We start from the raw sequence: 17,667 nt of genomic DNA, 5'->3' as shown, positions 1-17,667 counted from the left end.
TATCCGCTTGCTGCAATAGCTTTATTTATACCTGGTACTTAACCCCTTACAAACGCCTCGTACTCCCGGCAGAAACGAAAGGTTATGCCACAAGTACTGAAATAGCGCATGTTTATAAGCATGTCAGCGGTACTTTTACGCCCATATCGGTATACACGAATTTTTCCTCTACCTACGGCTTGCTGCTTTTGCGTTCTATTTTCCTTTTCCTAGTACTGCTGCTGACTTCGTTTCAGGCGTTTAGTCAGGGTACCTACCGCCTGGTTACGGCCCGTGCCGGCGACGGCACCCACACCTTGCTGCGGCGCTACGGCCTGAATCCGACGAGGCACTTACGTCCTTTTTTGGCACTAAATCAGGCGAAGCTGGGCAAAAATCAGAGCTTGATTGTAGGCCATAAATACCGCCTACCCGTGGCCTCGCCCCCACCCAGCCCCAAGGAGGTAAAAAGAACGGTAGCCACTGCCAAAACGGTGGGCCCCATTCCGCCGGCCAGCTTGTTTGGCCCCACTTACGGGGGCGTAACTGTTCGCACCCAGCAACTACGAGGGGCTGTACTGTACGTATCTGCCGGCCACGGCGGGCCCGATCCGGGGGCTATTGGGCAGTATGGTAGCGCCGCGTTGGCCGAAGACGAATATGCTTATGACGTAACGCTGCGGCTGGCTAGGGCCTTGATGGAGCACGGCGCACAGGTGTATATGATCATCCAGGACCCCAACGACGGCATCCGCGACCAGGCTGTGCTGCCCATTGACTACGACGAAGTAACGTATCCGCGCCAGACTATTCCGCTTAATCAATTGGCTCGTCTGCGCCAGGGCATCAATGCCGTGAATAGCCTGCATGCCCGGCACAAGGGCGCTTACCAACGCCTACTGACGCTGCACGTGGACAGTCGGAGCGCCGGCCAGAACATCGACGTTTTTTTCTACCACAACTCCAACAGCAAGGCGGGTCAGCAGTTGGCGCAGCGCATTCACCAAACCTTTACCGCCCGCTACCGCCGCGCCCAGCCCAACCGGCCTTACTCCGGCAATGTATCGACGCGCAATTCGCTGTACGTGGTGCGCAAGAGCCTCGCCCCGACTGTATTCATGGAACTGGGCAACATCCGCAACGACAAAGACCAGCGCCGCTTCGTTATTCCAGATAACCGGCAGGCCTTAGCCAACTGGATCTGCGAGGGCATTATAGCTGATTACCGCTCTCGTCGTTAGACTGAAATTTGCCCCCCAGCGCTACTTCTTTAGTCTGAATTAAGCTTTCCGAATTCATGCAGTAGCGCAAGCCGCTGGGCGCGGGTCCGTCGGGGAAAACGTGGCCTAAATGACAGTCACAGACGTTGCAGAGTGCCTCAAGGCGCTGCATGTTGTGGCTGTTGTCGAAGGCGTATTTGATGGCGTTTTTGGCAATGGGCTGCGTAAAGCTGGGCCAGCCGGATATGGCGTGATACTTCTCGGTAGAGTTGAATAATAAATTACCGCATCCGGCACAGGCATACACGCCCGGCTCGTAGGAGCGGCAATAGGCGTTGCGATACGGCGGCTCCGTGGCTTTCTGCCGCATTACCTCATATTGGGCGGGCGTCAGCTGCGCCTCCCACTCGTCCTCTGAGCGCTCCACCCGTCTGGGCGGTTCGGGGTTGCTGTATTTGGCAAATTTCAGCACGTCGGGCCAGCGGAGCATAAGGCGGGTTATTTGTTTTTAACGTAGTAGGTTTTTCAGGTAAATGGGCGCCCGGTTTGGGGTAACGTGTTTTTCCATACTTAGCTCACCTCCCTCCTACTTTCTACTCCGGTATTCTCATGAACAAATTATTCCTGGCGCAGCGGCTCAGCAGAGTTGGCGCTCTGCTGTTAGTGCTAACAACATTCCTAATCGTGTCGGCGTACCGGCCCGCCGACCGCGAAATGTACCAGCTCCGAATTTACCACGTGAAAACCGGGCAGCAGGAAGAGCAGGTGGAGAATTTTCTGCGGGGGGCTTTTCTGCCAGCACTGCACAAGCTGGGCGTTCGGAAGGTGGGGGTTTTCAAGCCCATCGGCAACGATACGGCCACCGACCGGCGAGTGGTAGTGCTCATTCCTTACTCTTCCCTTGCTCATCTGGGGCGCGTGGCGGAGCGACTAGAACAGGACGCGGACTTTGCCAAAACCAGCCCCGCCTACTGGAATGCCGTCCATACCGCTCCGCCCTACCTACGCGTAGAAACCATTCAGCTGGAGGCTTTTACTGATAAGCTGCGCCTGCGGGAACCGCAGTTGCAAGGGCCGCGGAACGAACGCGTGTATGAGCTGCGCAGCTACGAAAGCGCCACCGAGAAACAACACCGCAATAAGGTGCACATGTTTGACCAGGGCGGCGAAATACCACTGTTCGAGCGCCTGGGCTTCAACGCAGTGTTCTATGCCCGCGTGGTGGCCGGTAGCCGCATGCCCAACCTGATGTATCTCACCACGTTCGAAAACCAAGCGGACCGCGATGAGCACTGGAAAGCATTCGGCGCGGACCCCGAGTGGAAAAAACTGTCTGCGGCGCCCGAGTATCAGAACAACGTATCGAAGATTGATATTGTGTTCCTACGCCCCACCGCTTACTCCGATATCTAGTTTCTAACCCAGAAGTCGGGCGAAGAGCAATTAATGGGATTATATTAAAATATTTATTCCGGTGAATTATCCAGCCGGTCAGGCCGTTCACACGTCTTAGCCATTCCGAATCCGTCGGTGGTATCGCCCTCGAAAACTAGCCTGCACTTTTCCATGCGTTCCAGCGGGGAATACTTTTGGCCCCCATGAAGCCATCCGGGCTACTTACTACACGTATTCCTCAGTGAAATCATAAGGGGCAAAAAAGCCCCCAGTAGCATTTATGTCAAAGCAACAGTACTTTTTTCTGATTCTGATTCTGGGAAGCCTATCAGCTCTCGGACCATTTTCCATCGATATGTATCTGCCGGGCTTTCCGGCCATTGCCGAAGACCTGAATACCACGGCAGCCCGCGTTACCTTGTCCTTATCCAGCTTCTTCGTCGGTATCTCGGCAGGCCAGCTACTGTATGGGCCGCTGCTCGACCGGTTTGGACGCAAAAAGCCGCTGTATGTGGGGCTAGCTGTGTACGTGCTGGCCTCTATCGGCTGCGCCATGATTCAGACCATCGACGGACTTATCGTATTGCGCCTGATACAGGCCATTGGTAGCTGCGCCGCGGGGGTTGCTTCCGTGGCGATGATACGCGACCTGTTCCCAGTGAAAGACAGTGCGAAAGTATTTGCCCTGATAATGCTCGTGATTGGCCTTTCGCCCATGATTGCCCCCACCGCCGGTAGTTATGTAACGGCAGCCTTCGGGTGGCACGGCGTGTTTATCGTGCTGGGCGCAATGGGCTTGCTGCTGCTGATTGCCACCTTTCTCTGGTTGCCCGAAAGCTATGAGCCCGACACGACTATGTCATTAAAGCCCAAGCCTATTTTGGCTAATTTCTGGTCGGTGCTGCGCGAGCCGCAGTTTTATACCTACACGTTTACCGGCGCTATGTCCTTCTGCGGTCTCTTCGCTTACGTAGCCGGTTCACCGCTGGTGTTTATGGAGATTTTTGGGGTAAGTGGCGAGGTCTACGGCTGGATTTTCGCCTTCCTGTCGGTAGGTTTGATTGGCGCCAGTCAGGTAAATAGTTACATGCTGCGGCATTATCAGAATGAGCAACTGGTGTATGCTGCCCTGATCTGTCAGGTGCTGACCGGCGTGGTTTTTCTGGTGCTGATCAGCGGGGGCTGGATTGGCCTTTATGGCACGATTGCCTTGCTGTTTATTTTCCTATGCTGCCTCGGCTTTAGTAGTCCTAACACTGCCGCGCTTTCGTTAGCTCCTTTTTCCCGCACCGCCGGAAGCGCCTCAGCTCTGATGGGCGCCATTCGGATGGCGATGGGCGCGTTGGCATCTATGGCGGTCAGTGTTTTCAGCAACGGCACGGCAGTTCCCATGGTGGCTATCATGGCCGTCACATCGGTGGTGGCTTTAGTGCTGCTACTCACCGGCCGCCGGCAGATTACTGAGCAAGTGAATGTATCCACTGATCAGATGGCGGAGCCGGTGCACTAGCAGTCTACAAGCAAGCACTCTTAGTTAGAATTTGGCAATGGTCCCAACAGCGCAGCAAACTGCTGCGCTGTTGGGACCATTGTCTTTATGCAAAGGGTAGCGGCTGGCAGTATATGTCTCTGTAATATCCCCTGCTTGGTATGGTAGAAAACGCCTGTATTCGGGTTGAATTTATAGCCTACCGTAGGAGTAATCTCAAGCCCCAACACAACACTCTAGAAGCCAGCCAACGCGCTTGTGTGCACAAAAACCTTTTCCGTGAAGCAAGCGCCTCACTTGTTTTTTATCCGTGTGTTTTTATCAGCAAAAAATCAACAAAAAGCCCCCAAATCCGAAGAAACAAGGTTTTAGGGTTGTGCACTAAGCGGTTTAGCTTGGGTAGGAATAAGCAGCAGCGTTCTATCTTTCCTTGGAAAAAGCTTGCATTACCAGAAAAAGGAAGGATAAATTAGTGAACTGTACTTCTACGGTAAGGCTTTTTTCCTTGCCAACCAGCTCTGAATAAGCAGCAGCGTGAGTACCTGACACTGGTGTGTCAGTCTCCGGTTACTTGTTGCCTATTGCTCAAATAAGACCACACGATTTCTCTCCTTCCCACCAACTTCTCTTTATGACCTCTCGCCGTTCCTTTGTGAAGTCCGCTGCGCTGCTATCGGCTGGTGCGCTTGTTTCACCTGCATTGCTGGCCGCACCCAAATCGTATATCGGGCTTCAGCTATACACCGTGCGCGATGCGATGCAAAAGGATCCGGCGGGCACGCTAGCCCGCGTGGCCAAGTTGGGTTACAACTCGATGGAGGGCGCTACCTACACGGGCAGCCAGAAATTCTACGGCATGACGCCCGCGGCTTTTGCCGGCGTGCTCAAGCAGAATGGCCTGATCATGCCTAGCAGCCATTACCGGTTGGGAGAAGAGCAGGAAAAAGGTCAGCCGGTGCAGGGCACCATGCTGCACGGCTGGGACAAAGCCGTGGACGATGCCGCTCAGGTTGGTATCAAGTATATGGTGTGCGCTTACCTATCGGAAGCCGAGCGCGGTGGCCTCGATAAGTATAAGTACGTGGCCGATCAGCTTAACAAAGCCGGTGAAAGGGCCAAGAAAGCGGGCATCCAGATGTGCTACCACAACCACGACTTCGAATTTGCCCCCCAGAACGGCAAAACGCCCTACGATTTGCTGTTGAGCAGCACGGATAAGGAACTGGTGAAGATGGAGCTAGACCTGTACTGGACCGTGAAAGCCGGCAAAGACCCCGTTGCGCTATTTCAGCAGCACCCCGGCCGGTTCCCACTCTGGCACGTGAAGGACATGGATAACACACCCAAAAAGAACTTTACGGAGGTAGGTAGCGGCACTATCGACTTCAAAAAAATCTTTGCTCAGGCCAGTAAGTCGGGCCTGAAATACTACTTTGTAGAGCAGGACCAAACGCCCGGCTCACCCTTCGACAGCATCCAGAAAAGCATCACGCACATCAAGCGCACTTTAGTGTAGTCCGCCTCGGACTCTCGCTTCCATTATCCTTACCCCACCCCTTATGGAAAAGAACACCTACGATGCCATTGTCATCGGATCAGGTATTTCGGGCGGCATGGCCGCCAAAGAGTTGACCGAGAAAGGCCTGAAGACCATCATGCTAGAGCGCGGCCGCAACGTAGAACACATTAAGGACTACGTGAACGCCAATAAGGCGCCGTGGGAATATCCGCATCGGGGGGGCAAAACCCAGCAGATGATTGAGGATTACCCTGTTCTGAGCCGCGACTACACGCTGAACGAGCAGAATCTGGACTTCTGGGTGAAGGAGAAGGAAAGCCCCTACGTAGAGGTGAAGCCCTTCGACTGGTTTCGGGGCTACCAAGTAGGCGGGCGCTCGTTGATGTGGGGCCGGCAGTCGTACCGCCTGAGCGACTACGACTTCGAGGCCAATGCCAAGGATGGCATTGCCGTGGACTGGCCTATTCGCTACAAGGATCTGGCGCCGTGGTACAGCCGGGTGGAGAAATTTGCCGGCATCAGCGGCAACCGCGACGGCCTGCCTCAGCTCCCGGACGGCGAATTTATGCCCCCCATGGAGATGAACTGCGTGGAGAAGGACGTGGCGGCTCGCATTCGGAAAAACTTCAAGGACCGCCACATGGTCATTGGCCGCACGGCTAACATTACGGTGGGGCATAATAACCGCGTGGCCTGCCAGTACCGCAATAAGTGCTGGCTGGGCTGCCCATTCGGGGCTTATTTCAGCACGCAGTCGGCGAGTTTGCCCGCGGCTGTGGCCACTGGCAACCTCACGCTGCGGCCGTTTTCCATCGTCACCAAAATTCTCTACGACAAGGATACCAAGCGGGCCAAAGGCGTAGAAGTGCTCGACGCGGAAACCAACGAGACCTACGAGTACTTCGCCAAAATCATCTTCCTGAACGCCTCGGCCCTGAACTCGGCCTGGGTGCTGATGAACTCGGCCACCGACGTGTGGCCCGAGGGCCTGGGCAGCAGCAGCGGGGAGCTGGGCCACAACCTGATGGACCATCACTTCCGGGCGGGTGCCAGCGGCGAGGCCGAGGGCTACGACGATAAGTACGTGTACGGGCGCCGGGCCAATGGTATTTACATTCCGCGCTACCGCAATCTGTTTGGCGACAAGCGCGACTACATCCGCGGCTTTGGCTACCAGGGCGGTGCCGGCCGGGAAGGCTGGAGCCGGGAAATTGCGGAAATGAACATTGGTGGCGACTTCAAGGATGCTCTCACCGAGCCCGGCAAGTGGACTATGGGCCTGACTGGCTTTGGCGAAACCCTTCCCTACCACGACAACCGCACTTACCTCGACAAAACCAAAAAAGATAAGTGGGGCCTGCCAGTGCTAGCCATCGACGCCACTATTCGCGAAAATGAGCAGAAAATGCGCATCGATATGATGCAGGATGCCAAGGAGATGCTGGAAAAAGCGGGCCTGAAAAATGTGAACACCTACAACAACGGCTACACCCTAGGCGGCGGCATCCACGAGATGGGCACCGCCCGCATGGGCCGCGACCCCAAAACCTCCGTACTCAACCAGCACAACCAGGTGTGGGACGCCCCCAACGTGTACGTGACCGACGGTGCGGCCATGACCTCGGCGGCCTGCCAGAACCCGTCGCTGACGTACATGGCCCTGACTGCTCGGGCGGTGGATCATGCGGTAAGCGAGTTGAAAAAGCAGAATATCTAATTCTTACTCGGCAGCATTATGAACAGAAGAGACGCACTAGGCCGAGTAGCCCTCATCATGGGTGGCACTATCATCGGCGCCGATTATTTCCTCACCGGCTGCTCCTCCCCGAGCCAGGAAAAGGAAGCCAAAACCGCCAAAAAAAGCCCCCCAGCGGCTAAGGAACTGAAGCCCGTTCTCAATCAGGAGCAAATCGCTTATTTGAATGAGGTAGGCGACACTATTCTGCCAACTACTTCTTCGCCCGGCGCCAAAGCCGCCGACGTGGGCGGTTTTATGGCTGTAATGGTCCGCGACTGCTACAAGCCGAAGGATCAGCAGATTTTTCTGAAAGGGTTGGATCAGCTGGAAGAAGCTTCCAAAAAGAAGAACGGCAAAGGCTTTCTGGCCTCTGACGCCGCCCAGCGCACGGCTCTGCTCACGGCCCTCGACGCGGAACAGAAAAACTACGCCAAAACCAAAACGAAGGAGGATCCCAACCACTACTTCCGCATGATTAAGGAGCTGACCTTGCTCGGCTATTTTACCTCGGAAGTAGGCAGCACCAAAGCCCTGCGGTATTCGCCCGTGCCGGGCAAGTACGAAGGCTGCGTGCCCTACAAAAAGGGCGACAAAGCCTGGGCCACCACTTAATCTGCGACCTTGGACGGCATGAAACTACGACTAGGCATGATTGGCGGTGGCCAGGGGGCTTTTATTGGCGCCGTGCACCGGCACGCCGCCGCCTTGGATGGCCTCTACGAGTTAGTAGCCGGCGCCTTCAGCAGCAACCCCGATACCTCCAAAGCCAGCGGCCAGCTCCTGGGCTTGTCCGCCGACCGCGTGTATGGGTCGTACGAGGAATTGATTGAGCGGGAGAAAGCCCTGCCCGCCGACGAGCGCGTGCAAGTGTTGTCCATCGTGACGCCCAACCACCTGCACTTTGCCCCAGCCAAGCTAGCGCTGGAAAACGGCTTCCATGTCATCCTGGACAAGCCCATGACCTTTTCTTTGGCTGAAGCTAAGGACTTACAAGCGGTGGCTGCCGCCAGCAAAAGCCGTTTCTGCCTCACGCATACCTATACCGGCTACCCCATGGTGAAGGAGGCGCGGCAGTTGGTAGCTTCTGGCGACCTGGGCACCGTGCGCAAAGCCTACGTGGAATATCCGCAGGGCTGGCTGAGCAACTTCGAGGAAGGCTCCGATAACAAGCAAGCTGCCTGGCGCACCGACCCCGCCCGCAGCGGCGTGGCCGGCGCCATGGGCGACATTGGCACCCACGCCTTCAACCTGTTAGAGTACGTGACGGGCTTATCCGTCACGCAACTTTGCGCCGACATCAACACGGTTGTACCCGGCCGCAAGCTCGACGATGATGGGGCCGTGTTGCTTCGTCTTTCGGGTGGGGCCAGCGGTGTGCTGGTGGCGACGCAGGTGGCGGCGGGTGAGGAAAACAATGTGCGCCTGCGCGTGTATGGCGACAAAGGCGGTTTGGAATGGCAACAAGTAGATGCCAACACGCTCCAAGTGAAATGGCTGGATAGGCCGATGGAAATCCGGCGGACCGGCGCGAGCTACGTCAGCTCCTACGCCCGCCACAATACCCGCACGCCGGCCGGACACCCGGAAGGCTATCTTGAAGCCTTTGCCAACCTCTACCGCAACTTCGCGCTGAGCCTGCAAGCCGACCTGGGGGGCAAATCGGTGCCGCCCGAAGCCCTCGATTATCCTGGCATTGAGGAAGGCGTGCGGGGAATGGCTTTTATCGAAAACGTCATTGCCTCGGGCCGCTCCGATCAGAAGTGGACTGAGTTTACCGTCTAGCTGCGCATGAAAACCATCAAAGGCCCCGCAATTTTCCTGGCGCAATTCATCTCCGATCAGGCGCCGTTTAATAGCCTGACTTCCATCTGTGAATGGGCTAGCGGCCTGGGCTACAAAGGCGTACAGATCCCGACTCTGGATAGCCGCTTTATTGATCTGCAAAAAGCCGCCGAAAGCCAGACCTATGCCGACGAGGTGAAAGGCACAGTGCAGGCCGCGGGGCTGGAAATCACGGAGCTATCCACGCACTTGCAGGGCCAACTAGTCGCTGTAAATCCGGTGTACGACTCGCTGTTTGATGGTTTCGCGCCCGAATCTGTGCGCGGCAACCCCAAAGCCCGGCAAGAATGGGCAGTGCAGCAGCTTAAGTACGCCGCCAAAGCCTCGCAGAATCTGGGCCTGACGGCTCACGCCACGTTTAGCGGAGCATTGCTCTGGCCGATGGTGTATCCCTGGCCCCAGCGCCCCGCTGGCTTGGTCGATACTGGCTTCGACGAGTTGGCTCGCCGCTGGCTACCTATCCTGCAAACCTTCGACGAGTGCGGGGTCGATGTATGCTACGAAATTCACCCTGGCGAGGACCTACACGACGGCATTAGCTACGAGATGTTCCTCGACAAAGTGAAGCACCATCCGCGCGCCTGCCTGCTCTACGACCCTTCCCACTTTGTAATCCAATGCCTTGATTACCTGGAGTACATCGATATCTACCACGAGCGAATCCGAGCCTTCCACGTGAAGGATGCGGAGTTTAACCCCTCGGGCCGGCAGGGCGTGTACGGGGGCTACCAAAGCTGGGTAGACCGGGCAGGCCGCTTCCGCTCCCTCGGCGATGGACAGGTGGACTTCAAGGCTATTTTCAGCAAAATGGCCCAATACGACTTCCCCGGCTGGGCCGTACTGGAGTGGGAATGCGCGCTGAAAAATTCCGAAGACGGCGCCCGTGAAGGTGCTACCTTCATCCGCGACCATATCATCCACGTCACCGACAAAGCCTTCGATGATTTTGCGTCGGCCGGCACCGATGAAGCTCACAACAAAAGCCTTCTGGGCCTTTAATATTCTCCTTTCGCACTATGAAAAAAGCCCTTCTGCTCCTTAGCTCCTTCGCTTTTTTAGCTGCCTGTAGCTCCGAGTCAAATAAAGCCCCCAGGAGAAATATACGCTGGCGGAACCCGAAGAAACCATGAATGGCGACAGCACCACGGGTGCCAATATGAGCGCCGTGGCTCGTCAGCCTCAGGTTGATACCAATGTCACCAAAATTGGAACTACGCCAACTGGTGGGGCGCTGGCCAAGGGCGCCAAGCTAATGGAAGGCAGCGACTGCGCCACCTGCCACCGCGTAAACGAGAAGCTCCTGGGCCCTTCCTATCAGGCCGTTGCCCAGAAATATCCGGCTACGGAAGCCAACATTAAGATGCTGGGGGGCAAAATTATTACCGGCGGCAAAGGCAACTGGGGCGATATCGCCATGACGCCCCATCCCGCTATATCGGTAGCCGACGCGGAGGAAATGGCCCGCTACATTCTCACACTGAAGTAAGACAAAATTGAGGCGGTCATTCTGAGCGCAACATCTGATGCGCTGATGTTTTAAGTGCTAATGTGTAATAAACCAACCGTCATGCAGAGCGGAGCGAAGCATCTCGCGTGTTTAGTAAGGTTAGTGACCTCACATCAGCACGCGAGATGCTTCGGCTCCGCCTCTGCATGACCGCCTGTATTACGCAGTTGAGCGCATAAATCATAAACAGCTTCCTTTCTTAACGACACCGAAACCCTTCCCAGCTATGACTTCCTCCATTCGGATTAAGCTGTCAATCATGATGTTCCTGGAGTTTTTCATCTGGGGCGCGTGGTTCGTGACGTTAGGCACCTACCTGCTGCGCAACCTCAGCGCGACGGGTACGCAGGTGGGCGTAGCCTTTTTGACGCAGTCGATTGGGGCTATTGTGGCGCCGTTTATCATTGGCTTGATTGCCGACCGGTTTTTCTCTGCGCAGAAGATTTTGGGGGTGCTGCATCTGGCTGGGGCGCTGCTGCTCTGGCGCGCTTCTTCGTCGCCGGATTTCGGCTCTTTTTATCCTAACATCCTGACTTACATGATTCTATATATGCCTACGCTGGCGTTGGTGAACTCCATCGCGTTTAGGCAGATGCAGAATCCACAGAAGGAATTTGCTACCATTCGGGTGCTGGGCACGCTGGGCTGGATTGTGGCCGGCCTGACTATCGGTTGGCTGAACTGGGAGCAAAGCGGCAGTCTGCGGGCTACCTTCCTGATGGCCGCTGGTGCCTCGGCTCTATTGGGCGTGTTTAGCTTTACGCTGCCCGCCACGCCGCCCGTAAAACGCGGCCAATCTTCTTCCCTGGGCGATATGCTGGGCCTCGATGCGATTGGGTTGCTGAAAAACCGCTCTTACCTTATCTTCTTTCTGGCTTCCATCGCCATCTGCATCCCGCTGGCGTTTTATTACGGCTTCACCAACCCATTTTTGAACGAGGTAGGCATGAAAGCCGCGGCCGGTGTGCAAAGCCTCGGGCAGGTTTCCGAGCTGTTGTTTATGCTGCTGATTCCGTTTTTCTTTACCCGTTTGGGAGTGAAAAAGATGCTAGCCATTGGCATGCTGGCCTGGGTGGTGCGCTACCTTTTCTTTGCTTACGGCGACGGCCAAAGCAACTACTGGATGCTCATAGCGGGCATCGTACTACACGGCATCTGCTACGATTTCTTCTTCGTGACGGGCCAAATTTACACCGATAACCTGGCCGGGGAGCGGTTCAAAAGCTCCGCTCAGGGCTTTATTACCCTGGCTACCTACGGCGTAGGCATGTTGATCGGAACGCTGCTTTCAGGGCGCATTTTTGACAACTACCAACTCTCGGAAGGCGTGCACGACTGGCGCATGATCTGGCTGATTCCGGCTGGTATTGCTGGGGCAGTTGTACTGGTTTTCCTATTATTGTTCCGGGACCGGCCCCAAGCTCAGGCTACGGAGTCGGACACGTACAACTCAGCCCCCGAGTTAGCTCAAGCTAAATAACTGACAGCATGGCCACCTGGAACCGAAGAACTGCCCTGAAAGGTCTCCTCACCAGCACTGCCGCCGTGGGCACCCTGGGCATGGCCAGCGCCTATACCACCGACAAAAAGCCCCCCAGCCCGAATAGCCCGTTGAAAAACAACATCAAACAGTCGGTGTGCCGGTGGTGCTTCCAGGATTTGCCGCTCGATAAGCTGTGCGCCGCGGCCAAGGAAATGGGCATCCAGGGCATAGATTTAGTAGGCCCCAAAGACTGGCCTACGCTGAAAAAATACGGGCTGGACTCGCCCATGTGCAATGGGGCCGAAATCAACCTCACCGACGGCTTCAACGATCCGCAGTTTCACGCGCGCCTGCAGAAGCAGTACGCCGACATGATTCCGCAGGTAGCCAAGGCCGGCTACACCAACCTGATTTGCTTCAGCGGCAGCCGTCGGGGCATCACCGACGAGGCCGGCTGGAATAACTGTGTAAAAGGATTACAGCCGCTGGTGAAACTGGCCGCGCAGCATAAAGTGGTATTAGTGATGGAACTGCTCAACAGCAAAATCGACCACAAAGACTACCAGTGCGACCACACCAAGTGGGGCGTGGAGCTCGCCAAGCGGCTGGGCTCCGATAACTTCAAGCTGCTCTACGACATCTATCACATGCAGATTGACGAGGGTGATGTCATTCGCACCCTCACCGAGTTTCACCCCTACATTGCCCACTACCACACGGCCGGCGTACCGGGCCGCCACGAGCTGGACGACACCCAGGAACTGAACTACCCGGCCATCATGCGCGCCATTGTGGCCACCGGCTTCAAAGGCTACGTGGCCCAGGAGTTTATTCCGCAAAAAGCCGATAAGCTCGCTTCTCTGCGCCAGGCCGTGCAGCTTTGCGACGTATAATTGCCATCTTTCCACCTACTTCACCAAGCATTTTATGCGCCTTGCTGTCCTCGCTTCCGTTCTACTATTTAGCTCTTCTTTGATGGCTCAGGCGCAGCAAACGGGAAAACCAGAGGACACGGAAGTGTGGGAGCCAGTGCCCAAAGTGGTGTCTGCCAATCCGCAATTTACGCCTCCGCCCTCCGATGCGATTGTGCTTTTTGATGGCAAAGACTTAACCCAATGGGTATCGGCTGATGACCGTAATGCGCCCGCCAAATGGAAAGTCGCGGGGGGCATTTTTACCGTGGACAAGAAGACGGGCAACATCGAAACCAAGCGCACCTTCACCAACTACCAGCTGCACTTGGAGTGGCGCGTGCCGGCCACCATTGCGGGCACGGGGCAAGTACGTGGCAACAGCGGCCTATTTCTAGCCTCACTGGGCAAAGGCGACCTAGGCTACGAGCTACAGATCCTGGACTCTTACCAGAACAAAACCTACGTGAACGGTATGGCTGGCAGCATCTATAAGCAGCTGATCCCGTTGGCTAACCCCACCCGCAAACCCGGCGAGTGGCAGTCGTATGACGTGCTGTGGACGGCACCCACCTTTAAGGCTGATGGTTCGGTACAGTCGCCTGCCCGCGTGACGGTACTTTTTAACGGCGTAGTGGTGCAGAACAATGTCACTTTGGCTGGCCCCACCGTGTATATCGGCAAGCCCAGCTACCAGAAGCACGGTCCCTCGCCTATTAAGCTGCAATCCCACGGCGACCCGAGTGAGCCGCTCAGCTTCCGCAACATTTGGGTTCGGGAGTTATAGGCTTTCTGGGGGGCAAATTTGGGGTTACTTGGTTGGCTGGTCGCTGAAATACTGGGCGTACTCCGCGGGCATCGCGTTCAGGGGCTTGATCATAATGCCTTTGTAGTACACCTCTGCCGCTTCGCTTTGCAGCTGAATTTTGCCGTGCGTGAGGGGCCGGCGCTGGCCGTTTTCCACGTAGCCAGAGTTGTTCACGGCCAGCACCACTTTGCCATTCACAATGTGGACGCTTTTGCCATTTACATGAATCAGTTCCAACTCATCCCACTGCCCATTAGGCACGCCGTTATTGGTTGAAGCCTGGCAAAAGCCGGGGCCGCCCCGGCCAAATGTGACGGGCGCCGCGGTGGGGTCGTATTTTAGCCCGTCTTTGGTTTCGTTTGGCGTGGCGGTAATGTCGGCCGTGGAGTTGGCAATGCACCAGAAGTCGCCCATGGCGTTGCCTTTCTCGTACTCCGACACTTGAAATTCCTGGCTCAGCATCCAGCTATGCCAGTAGTCTACTCCGCACTCGCCTTGGCTGTTGTAGAGAATGCCACTGTCGCGGGGCTCGTTGAGGCGCGGCACCCACTTCTTCTCGCCCCACTTCACTTTCAGCTTGAGGGCGTAATTAGTGAAGTCTTGCTTGGTGAATACGCAGCCGTATATCTCGCCGCTGATGCGCAGCACCGGCTCGCCTTTCTCCATCACAACGGAGAATACATTCGCTTCGTTTTTGCCGTAGCCGATGGGCGCAATTTCCTTTCCTTGGGCGTCGGTGGGCACTTTTCCTTTGTAGCCTAGCTGGTGCCGGTAGCTTTGGAAGGTTTCCCACTTGCTCAGCTTCTTATCCAGTAGCGGCTCCCACTCGTCGCGCGGGGCCGTGGAGGAAGTAGAGAAAAACAATAAGGTGGCACCCAGGGCCAAAGCGGTAAATTTTCGCATATCAGGCAGCATAGCATAACGTGAGGGGATGAATCAAAGCTACTCTTTTGTCGGGCTTGGACAAGGCATATCTGCCTAAGTAATACTAGGCCATACCAACTAAGTAATACTAGGCCATACCAACAAAGACATACAGTTCGAAAAAGCCCCCGCGCCATCCTCTGCGTTGGCCGGCACAACCCATCGGCGGTGGATGCGTTGTATCAGTCTGTTCCCGCCCTGTTTCGCTTATGCCTTTTGCCTACCGTTTGCTTTCCGCGCTACGTCGGCACTGGCCCCACTACGTTGCGGAAACATTGGGCTTAGCCTTTTTTGTGGGAAGCGCCGGTTTGCTGACCATCTTGTTTGAGCATCCAGCTTCGCCCGTGCGGCAAAGCTTTGCGGAAAGCCACTTGCTGCGGCGGGGCCTTCTGGGGCTTGGAATGGGCCTTGTGCTGGTTATTGTTATTTATAATCCCTGGGGCAAGCGGTCGGGCGCGCACATCAACCCCGCCGTTACGCTGGCCTTCTACCAATTAGGAAAAATACGCCTTCCTGATGCGGTATGGTATGTACTGGCGCAACTATGCGGGGCCATTGGGGCGGCCCACTTGCTGAAGCTTTGTTTGCCCGAATTCTACGCGCATCCGGCCGTAAAATACACGGTGACGCAGCCCCACCCGCTGTATTTGCAAGGCGAGCTGATCGCCTTCGCCGCCGAGTTTATTATCTGTTTTGTGATGATGCTAGTAACGCTCATTGCCCTGCATTCGACCCGGTTGAAAAAGTGGGCTGGATGGCTGTTGGGCGCGCTGGTGGCCTTGTATATTCTCGTTGAAACACCTTACTCCGGGATGAGCTTGAACCCGGCCCGCTCGCTGGGCACGGCTGTAGCGGCCGGCCACTATCATGCACTTTGGGTGTATTGGGTAGCGCCTTGCCTGGCTATGTGGCTCGCGACGGTTGGTTTTTTGCGCTTTCACCACGGCCAGCCCCTGGAGTGCGCCATTATGGCCGGCTGCGGCCCCAGCCCCAGCTCCCCCCACGCCTCCCATGACGAAGAGCCGCCACAGTACCCGGATGAGTGAGGGTACATTTTTTCTTTTGGACGGGATATGAGTTGGCAGCAGCTTAACGTTCTGCTACTTTGGCTCTTTAGTAGCGCAGCAGCCGTTGTAATCACAGGCTCTGGGAGCCTTTTGCTGTCTTTTCCGGTTCTTGTTCTATGGAATATTTTGTGCCGAAGCACTCCGTGGTGCGGACCATCTGGGGTAAGGCCGACACGGTACTTGTAATCTTTGCCGGCGCGGCGGCGGAGTTTGCGCTCAATAAGGCTGTTGACTGGCTTTACTTTACCGGCCGACTGCCCGCCGACCCGCTGGCGCGCCTGTTCTCCACCGTAGAGTACGCCCGCCAGATTGTATTTGCCCCCCAGGCCAGCGCCGAGCGTGCCATCGACAGCATTGCTGCCATTCATGCGGCCGTGGAAGCGAAGCGCGGCGCGGCCATTCCCGACTGGGCCTACCGCGACGTGCTGTTCTTGCTAATTGACTATTCTATTCGGGCATTCGAGCTACTGGAGCGGCCCATGAGTGGCCCCGAAAAAGAAGAGGTATTCACCGTGTTTTCTCGCGTAGGGCAGCGCATGGGTATTCCCGATTTGCCCCCCACCTACGCGCAGTGGCTGGTGGTGCGACAGCAGCATCTGGCTTCCGACCTGGAGTATAGCCGCTTTACCAAAGATTTGTATCAGCAGTATCGGAAGCACCTGGGGCCGGTGCGGTACTGGCTGCTGCTCCACGCGCAACGCCTAGTGGTGCCGGCTACCGTGCGCGACTTGCTTCAGTTGGGCACTAGGTCGTGGCTACGGCCGGTGGTTCCGGTGTATCGTCGCACGCAGCATTTGTCGCTTAGTCAGTGGGTGAAAAGTGCGCTGTTACCGCCAACTTATAAAGCGAAGATTAAAGCATTGGACCGCGACCCGGTTGAGCTTATGCACTCCGCAGGCGTGCATTCTTAAGCGCCGGGGTCACTTCGTCGGGGCCAGCACAGGGAGTTAGTTTGATGGTGGTGCCGACGTAAAATCCAGGTCGTAAACCACATTCAGGCGAAACCCATTATTGTTCTCAAATACCGATTGCTGCGTATTGGGCGCTGGCTCGGCGTGTTGGGTCCACTGGTTTAGGTAGTTCAGCTCTAGCTTCCAATTGTCGCGAATCTGGTAGCCTAAGCCGCCCGAAATACGGTTTTGGTTGAATACGTTCCGGCCCACGTTCTGCCCAAAACCGATAAATAGCTCGTCGAAGAAGGTAAAATACAGCTCCCCATCATCAATAGTGGGGCCTTGCAACGGTATTTCACCAGCCACTTGGTAGCGGGCGCGGTTCTGGTATTCCCAGTTGGCTACTTGCTTCGGGCAGCTTTCATCGAGTTGTCCTAGCCAGCGCTGCTCCAGCCGAAACCGATGCGTAAGTTGCAACCGGCCGTAAGTGCTGGCCAGCGTCACATCCTCATACGCTCGGTTCTCAGGTGTTGCTTCGCCGAGGCCAGCCGTGGGGTAGTCGCCGTAGGGATACGTGGTCAGCTGCGTATAGCCTCCCGATAGCGTCACTTGCTCGGTGTGTGAATACACGAAGCCCAGGCGCGAGAGTAGCTGCTGGCGGCCCAGGCCCAAACGCGTGCGGCGCAATTGCACTTCCGTGTGTACGGCCCACTGGGGGGCTATTTTGTGGTCGCCATTGTAAGTAAACCAGCCTATAGCGTTGCGGTCTATTATCCGCTCAGTAGATTGACTTAAGACTGGAAACGCTACTAGACTAAGCGGTAATAGAACAGCAAGTTTCGACGCGCGCAAGTAGTGAAGCGCCATTACTACGGGAGAAGGGATGAGGTGA

The 17,667-nt window shown here is 56.1% G+C and carries 17 protein-coding genes; 14 read left to right on the top strand and 3 right to left on the bottom strand.

The window, feature by feature from the left end; all coding sequences use genetic code 11:
- Positions 1–188 precede the first annotated feature (188 nt).
- Positions 189–1,220, top strand: a complete 1,032-nt coding sequence (locus EPD59_RS08030) for an N-acetylmuramoyl-L-alanine amidase family protein (protein WP_240731672.1) — start codon at positions 189–191, stop codon at positions 1,218–1,220.
- On the opposite strand, the gene msrB is transcribed toward EPD59_RS08030, so the two are convergent.
- Entirely contained in the window at positions 1,192–1,689 is a 498-nt protein-coding gene (msrB, locus tag EPD59_RS08025; protein ID WP_133272329.1) for a peptide-methionine (R)-S-oxide reductase MsrB, read from the bottom strand. The genes EPD59_RS08030 and msrB overlap by 29 nt on opposite strands.
- A gap of 119 nt (positions 1,690–1,808) precedes the next feature.
- On the opposite strand from msrB, the gene EPD59_RS08020 reads away from it, so the two are divergent.
- From EPD59_RS08020 to EPD59_RS07970, 11 genes are all read left to right on the top strand, one after another.
- A complete protein-coding gene (locus EPD59_RS08020) occupies positions 1,809–2,612 on the top strand; it encodes an NIPSNAP family protein (protein WP_133272328.1) in 804 nt (267 codons plus the stop codon).
- 262 nt (positions 2,613–2,874) lie between these two features.
- Positions 2,875–4,104, top strand: a complete 1,230-nt coding sequence (locus tag EPD59_RS08015; RefSeq protein WP_133272327.1) for a multidrug effflux MFS transporter — start codon at positions 2,875–2,877, stop codon at positions 4,102–4,104.
- A gap of 610 nt (positions 4,105–4,714) precedes the next feature.
- Positions 4,715–5,599 (top strand): sugar phosphate isomerase/epimerase family protein, encoded by an 885-nt coding sequence (locus tag EPD59_RS08010; RefSeq protein ID WP_133272326.1) that lies wholly within the window; start codon positions 4,715–4,717, stop codon positions 5,597–5,599.
- 43 nt (positions 5,600–5,642) lie between these two features.
- A complete protein-coding gene (locus EPD59_RS08005) occupies positions 5,643–7,319 on the top strand; it encodes a GMC oxidoreductase (RefSeq protein WP_133272325.1) in 1,677 nt (558 codons plus the stop codon).
- An 18-nt stretch (positions 7,320–7,337) separates the two neighbouring features.
- Positions 7,338–7,952, top strand: a complete 615-nt coding sequence (locus EPD59_RS08000; RefSeq protein ID WP_133272324.1) for a gluconate 2-dehydrogenase subunit 3 family protein — start codon at positions 7,338–7,340, stop codon at positions 7,950–7,952.
- Between the two features lie 18 nt (positions 7,953–7,970).
- Entirely contained in the window at positions 7,971–9,122 is a 1,152-nt protein-coding gene (locus EPD59_RS07995; RefSeq protein ID WP_205703499.1) for a Gfo/Idh/MocA family protein, read from the top strand.
- A 6-nt stretch (positions 9,123–9,128) separates the two neighbouring features.
- Positions 9,129–10,181, top strand: a complete 1,053-nt coding sequence (locus EPD59_RS07990; protein ID WP_133272323.1) for a sugar phosphate isomerase/epimerase family protein — start codon at positions 9,129–9,131, stop codon at positions 10,179–10,181.
- Between the two features lie 127 nt (positions 10,182–10,308).
- Positions 10,309–10,668, top strand: a complete 360-nt coding sequence (locus tag EPD59_RS07985; protein ID WP_205703498.1) for a c-type cytochrome — start codon at positions 10,309–10,311, stop codon at positions 10,666–10,668.
- Between the two features lie 247 nt (positions 10,669–10,915).
- The gene (locus EPD59_RS07980; RefSeq protein WP_133272322.1) at positions 10,916–12,169 is read left to right on the top strand and encodes a nucleoside permease; all 1,254 of its coding nucleotides are present in this window, start codon (positions 10,916–10,918) and stop codon (positions 12,167–12,169) included.
- A gap of 8 nt (positions 12,170–12,177) precedes the next feature.
- A complete protein-coding gene (locus EPD59_RS07975) occupies positions 12,178–13,065 on the top strand; it encodes a hydroxypyruvate isomerase family protein (protein WP_133272321.1) in 888 nt (295 codons plus the stop codon).
- A gap of 34 nt (positions 13,066–13,099) precedes the next feature.
- Positions 13,100–13,870, top strand: a complete 771-nt coding sequence (locus EPD59_RS07970; protein WP_133272320.1) for a 3-keto-disaccharide hydrolase — start codon at positions 13,100–13,102, stop codon at positions 13,868–13,870.
- 24 nt (positions 13,871–13,894) lie between these two features.
- Here the strand turns inward: EPD59_RS07970 and EPD59_RS07965 are convergent, their stop codons facing one another.
- Positions 13,895–14,794: a 3-keto-disaccharide hydrolase gene (locus tag EPD59_RS07965; RefSeq protein WP_205703497.1), complete on the bottom strand. Its 900-nt coding sequence runs from the start codon at positions 14,792–14,794 to the stop codon at positions 13,895–13,897.
- Positions 14,795–15,024: 230 nt separating this feature from the next.
- On the opposite strand from EPD59_RS07965, the gene EPD59_RS07960 reads away from it, so the two are divergent.
- On the top strand, positions 15,025–15,861 hold the full coding sequence (locus EPD59_RS07960; protein ID WP_133272318.1) for an MIP/aquaporin family protein: 837 nt from the start codon (positions 15,025–15,027) through the stop codon (positions 15,859–15,861).
- Positions 15,862–15,998: 137 nt separating this feature from the next.
- Positions 15,999–16,793 carry an oxygenase MpaB family protein gene (locus tag EPD59_RS07955; protein WP_133272317.1) on the top strand — a complete coding sequence of 265 codons (795 nt, stop codon included), beginning with the start codon at positions 15,999–16,001 and terminating at the stop codon, positions 16,791–16,793.
- Positions 16,794–16,829: 36 nt separating this feature from the next.
- On the opposite strand, the gene EPD59_RS07950 is transcribed toward EPD59_RS07955, so the two are convergent.
- Complete coding sequence (locus tag EPD59_RS07950) at positions 16,830–17,642, bottom strand: DUF2490 domain-containing protein (protein WP_133272316.1); 813 nt, start codon at positions 17,640–17,642, stop codon at positions 16,830–16,832.
- Positions 17,643–17,667: the final 25 nt, after the last annotated feature.

It is taken from the genome of Hymenobacter radiodurans (genome assembly GCF_004355185.1).
GTDB classification, from domain to species: domain Bacteria; phylum Bacteroidota; class Bacteroidia; order Cytophagales; family Hymenobacteraceae; genus Hymenobacter; species Hymenobacter radiodurans.
This window is presented reverse-complemented; position numbering and strand designations above follow the sequence as displayed.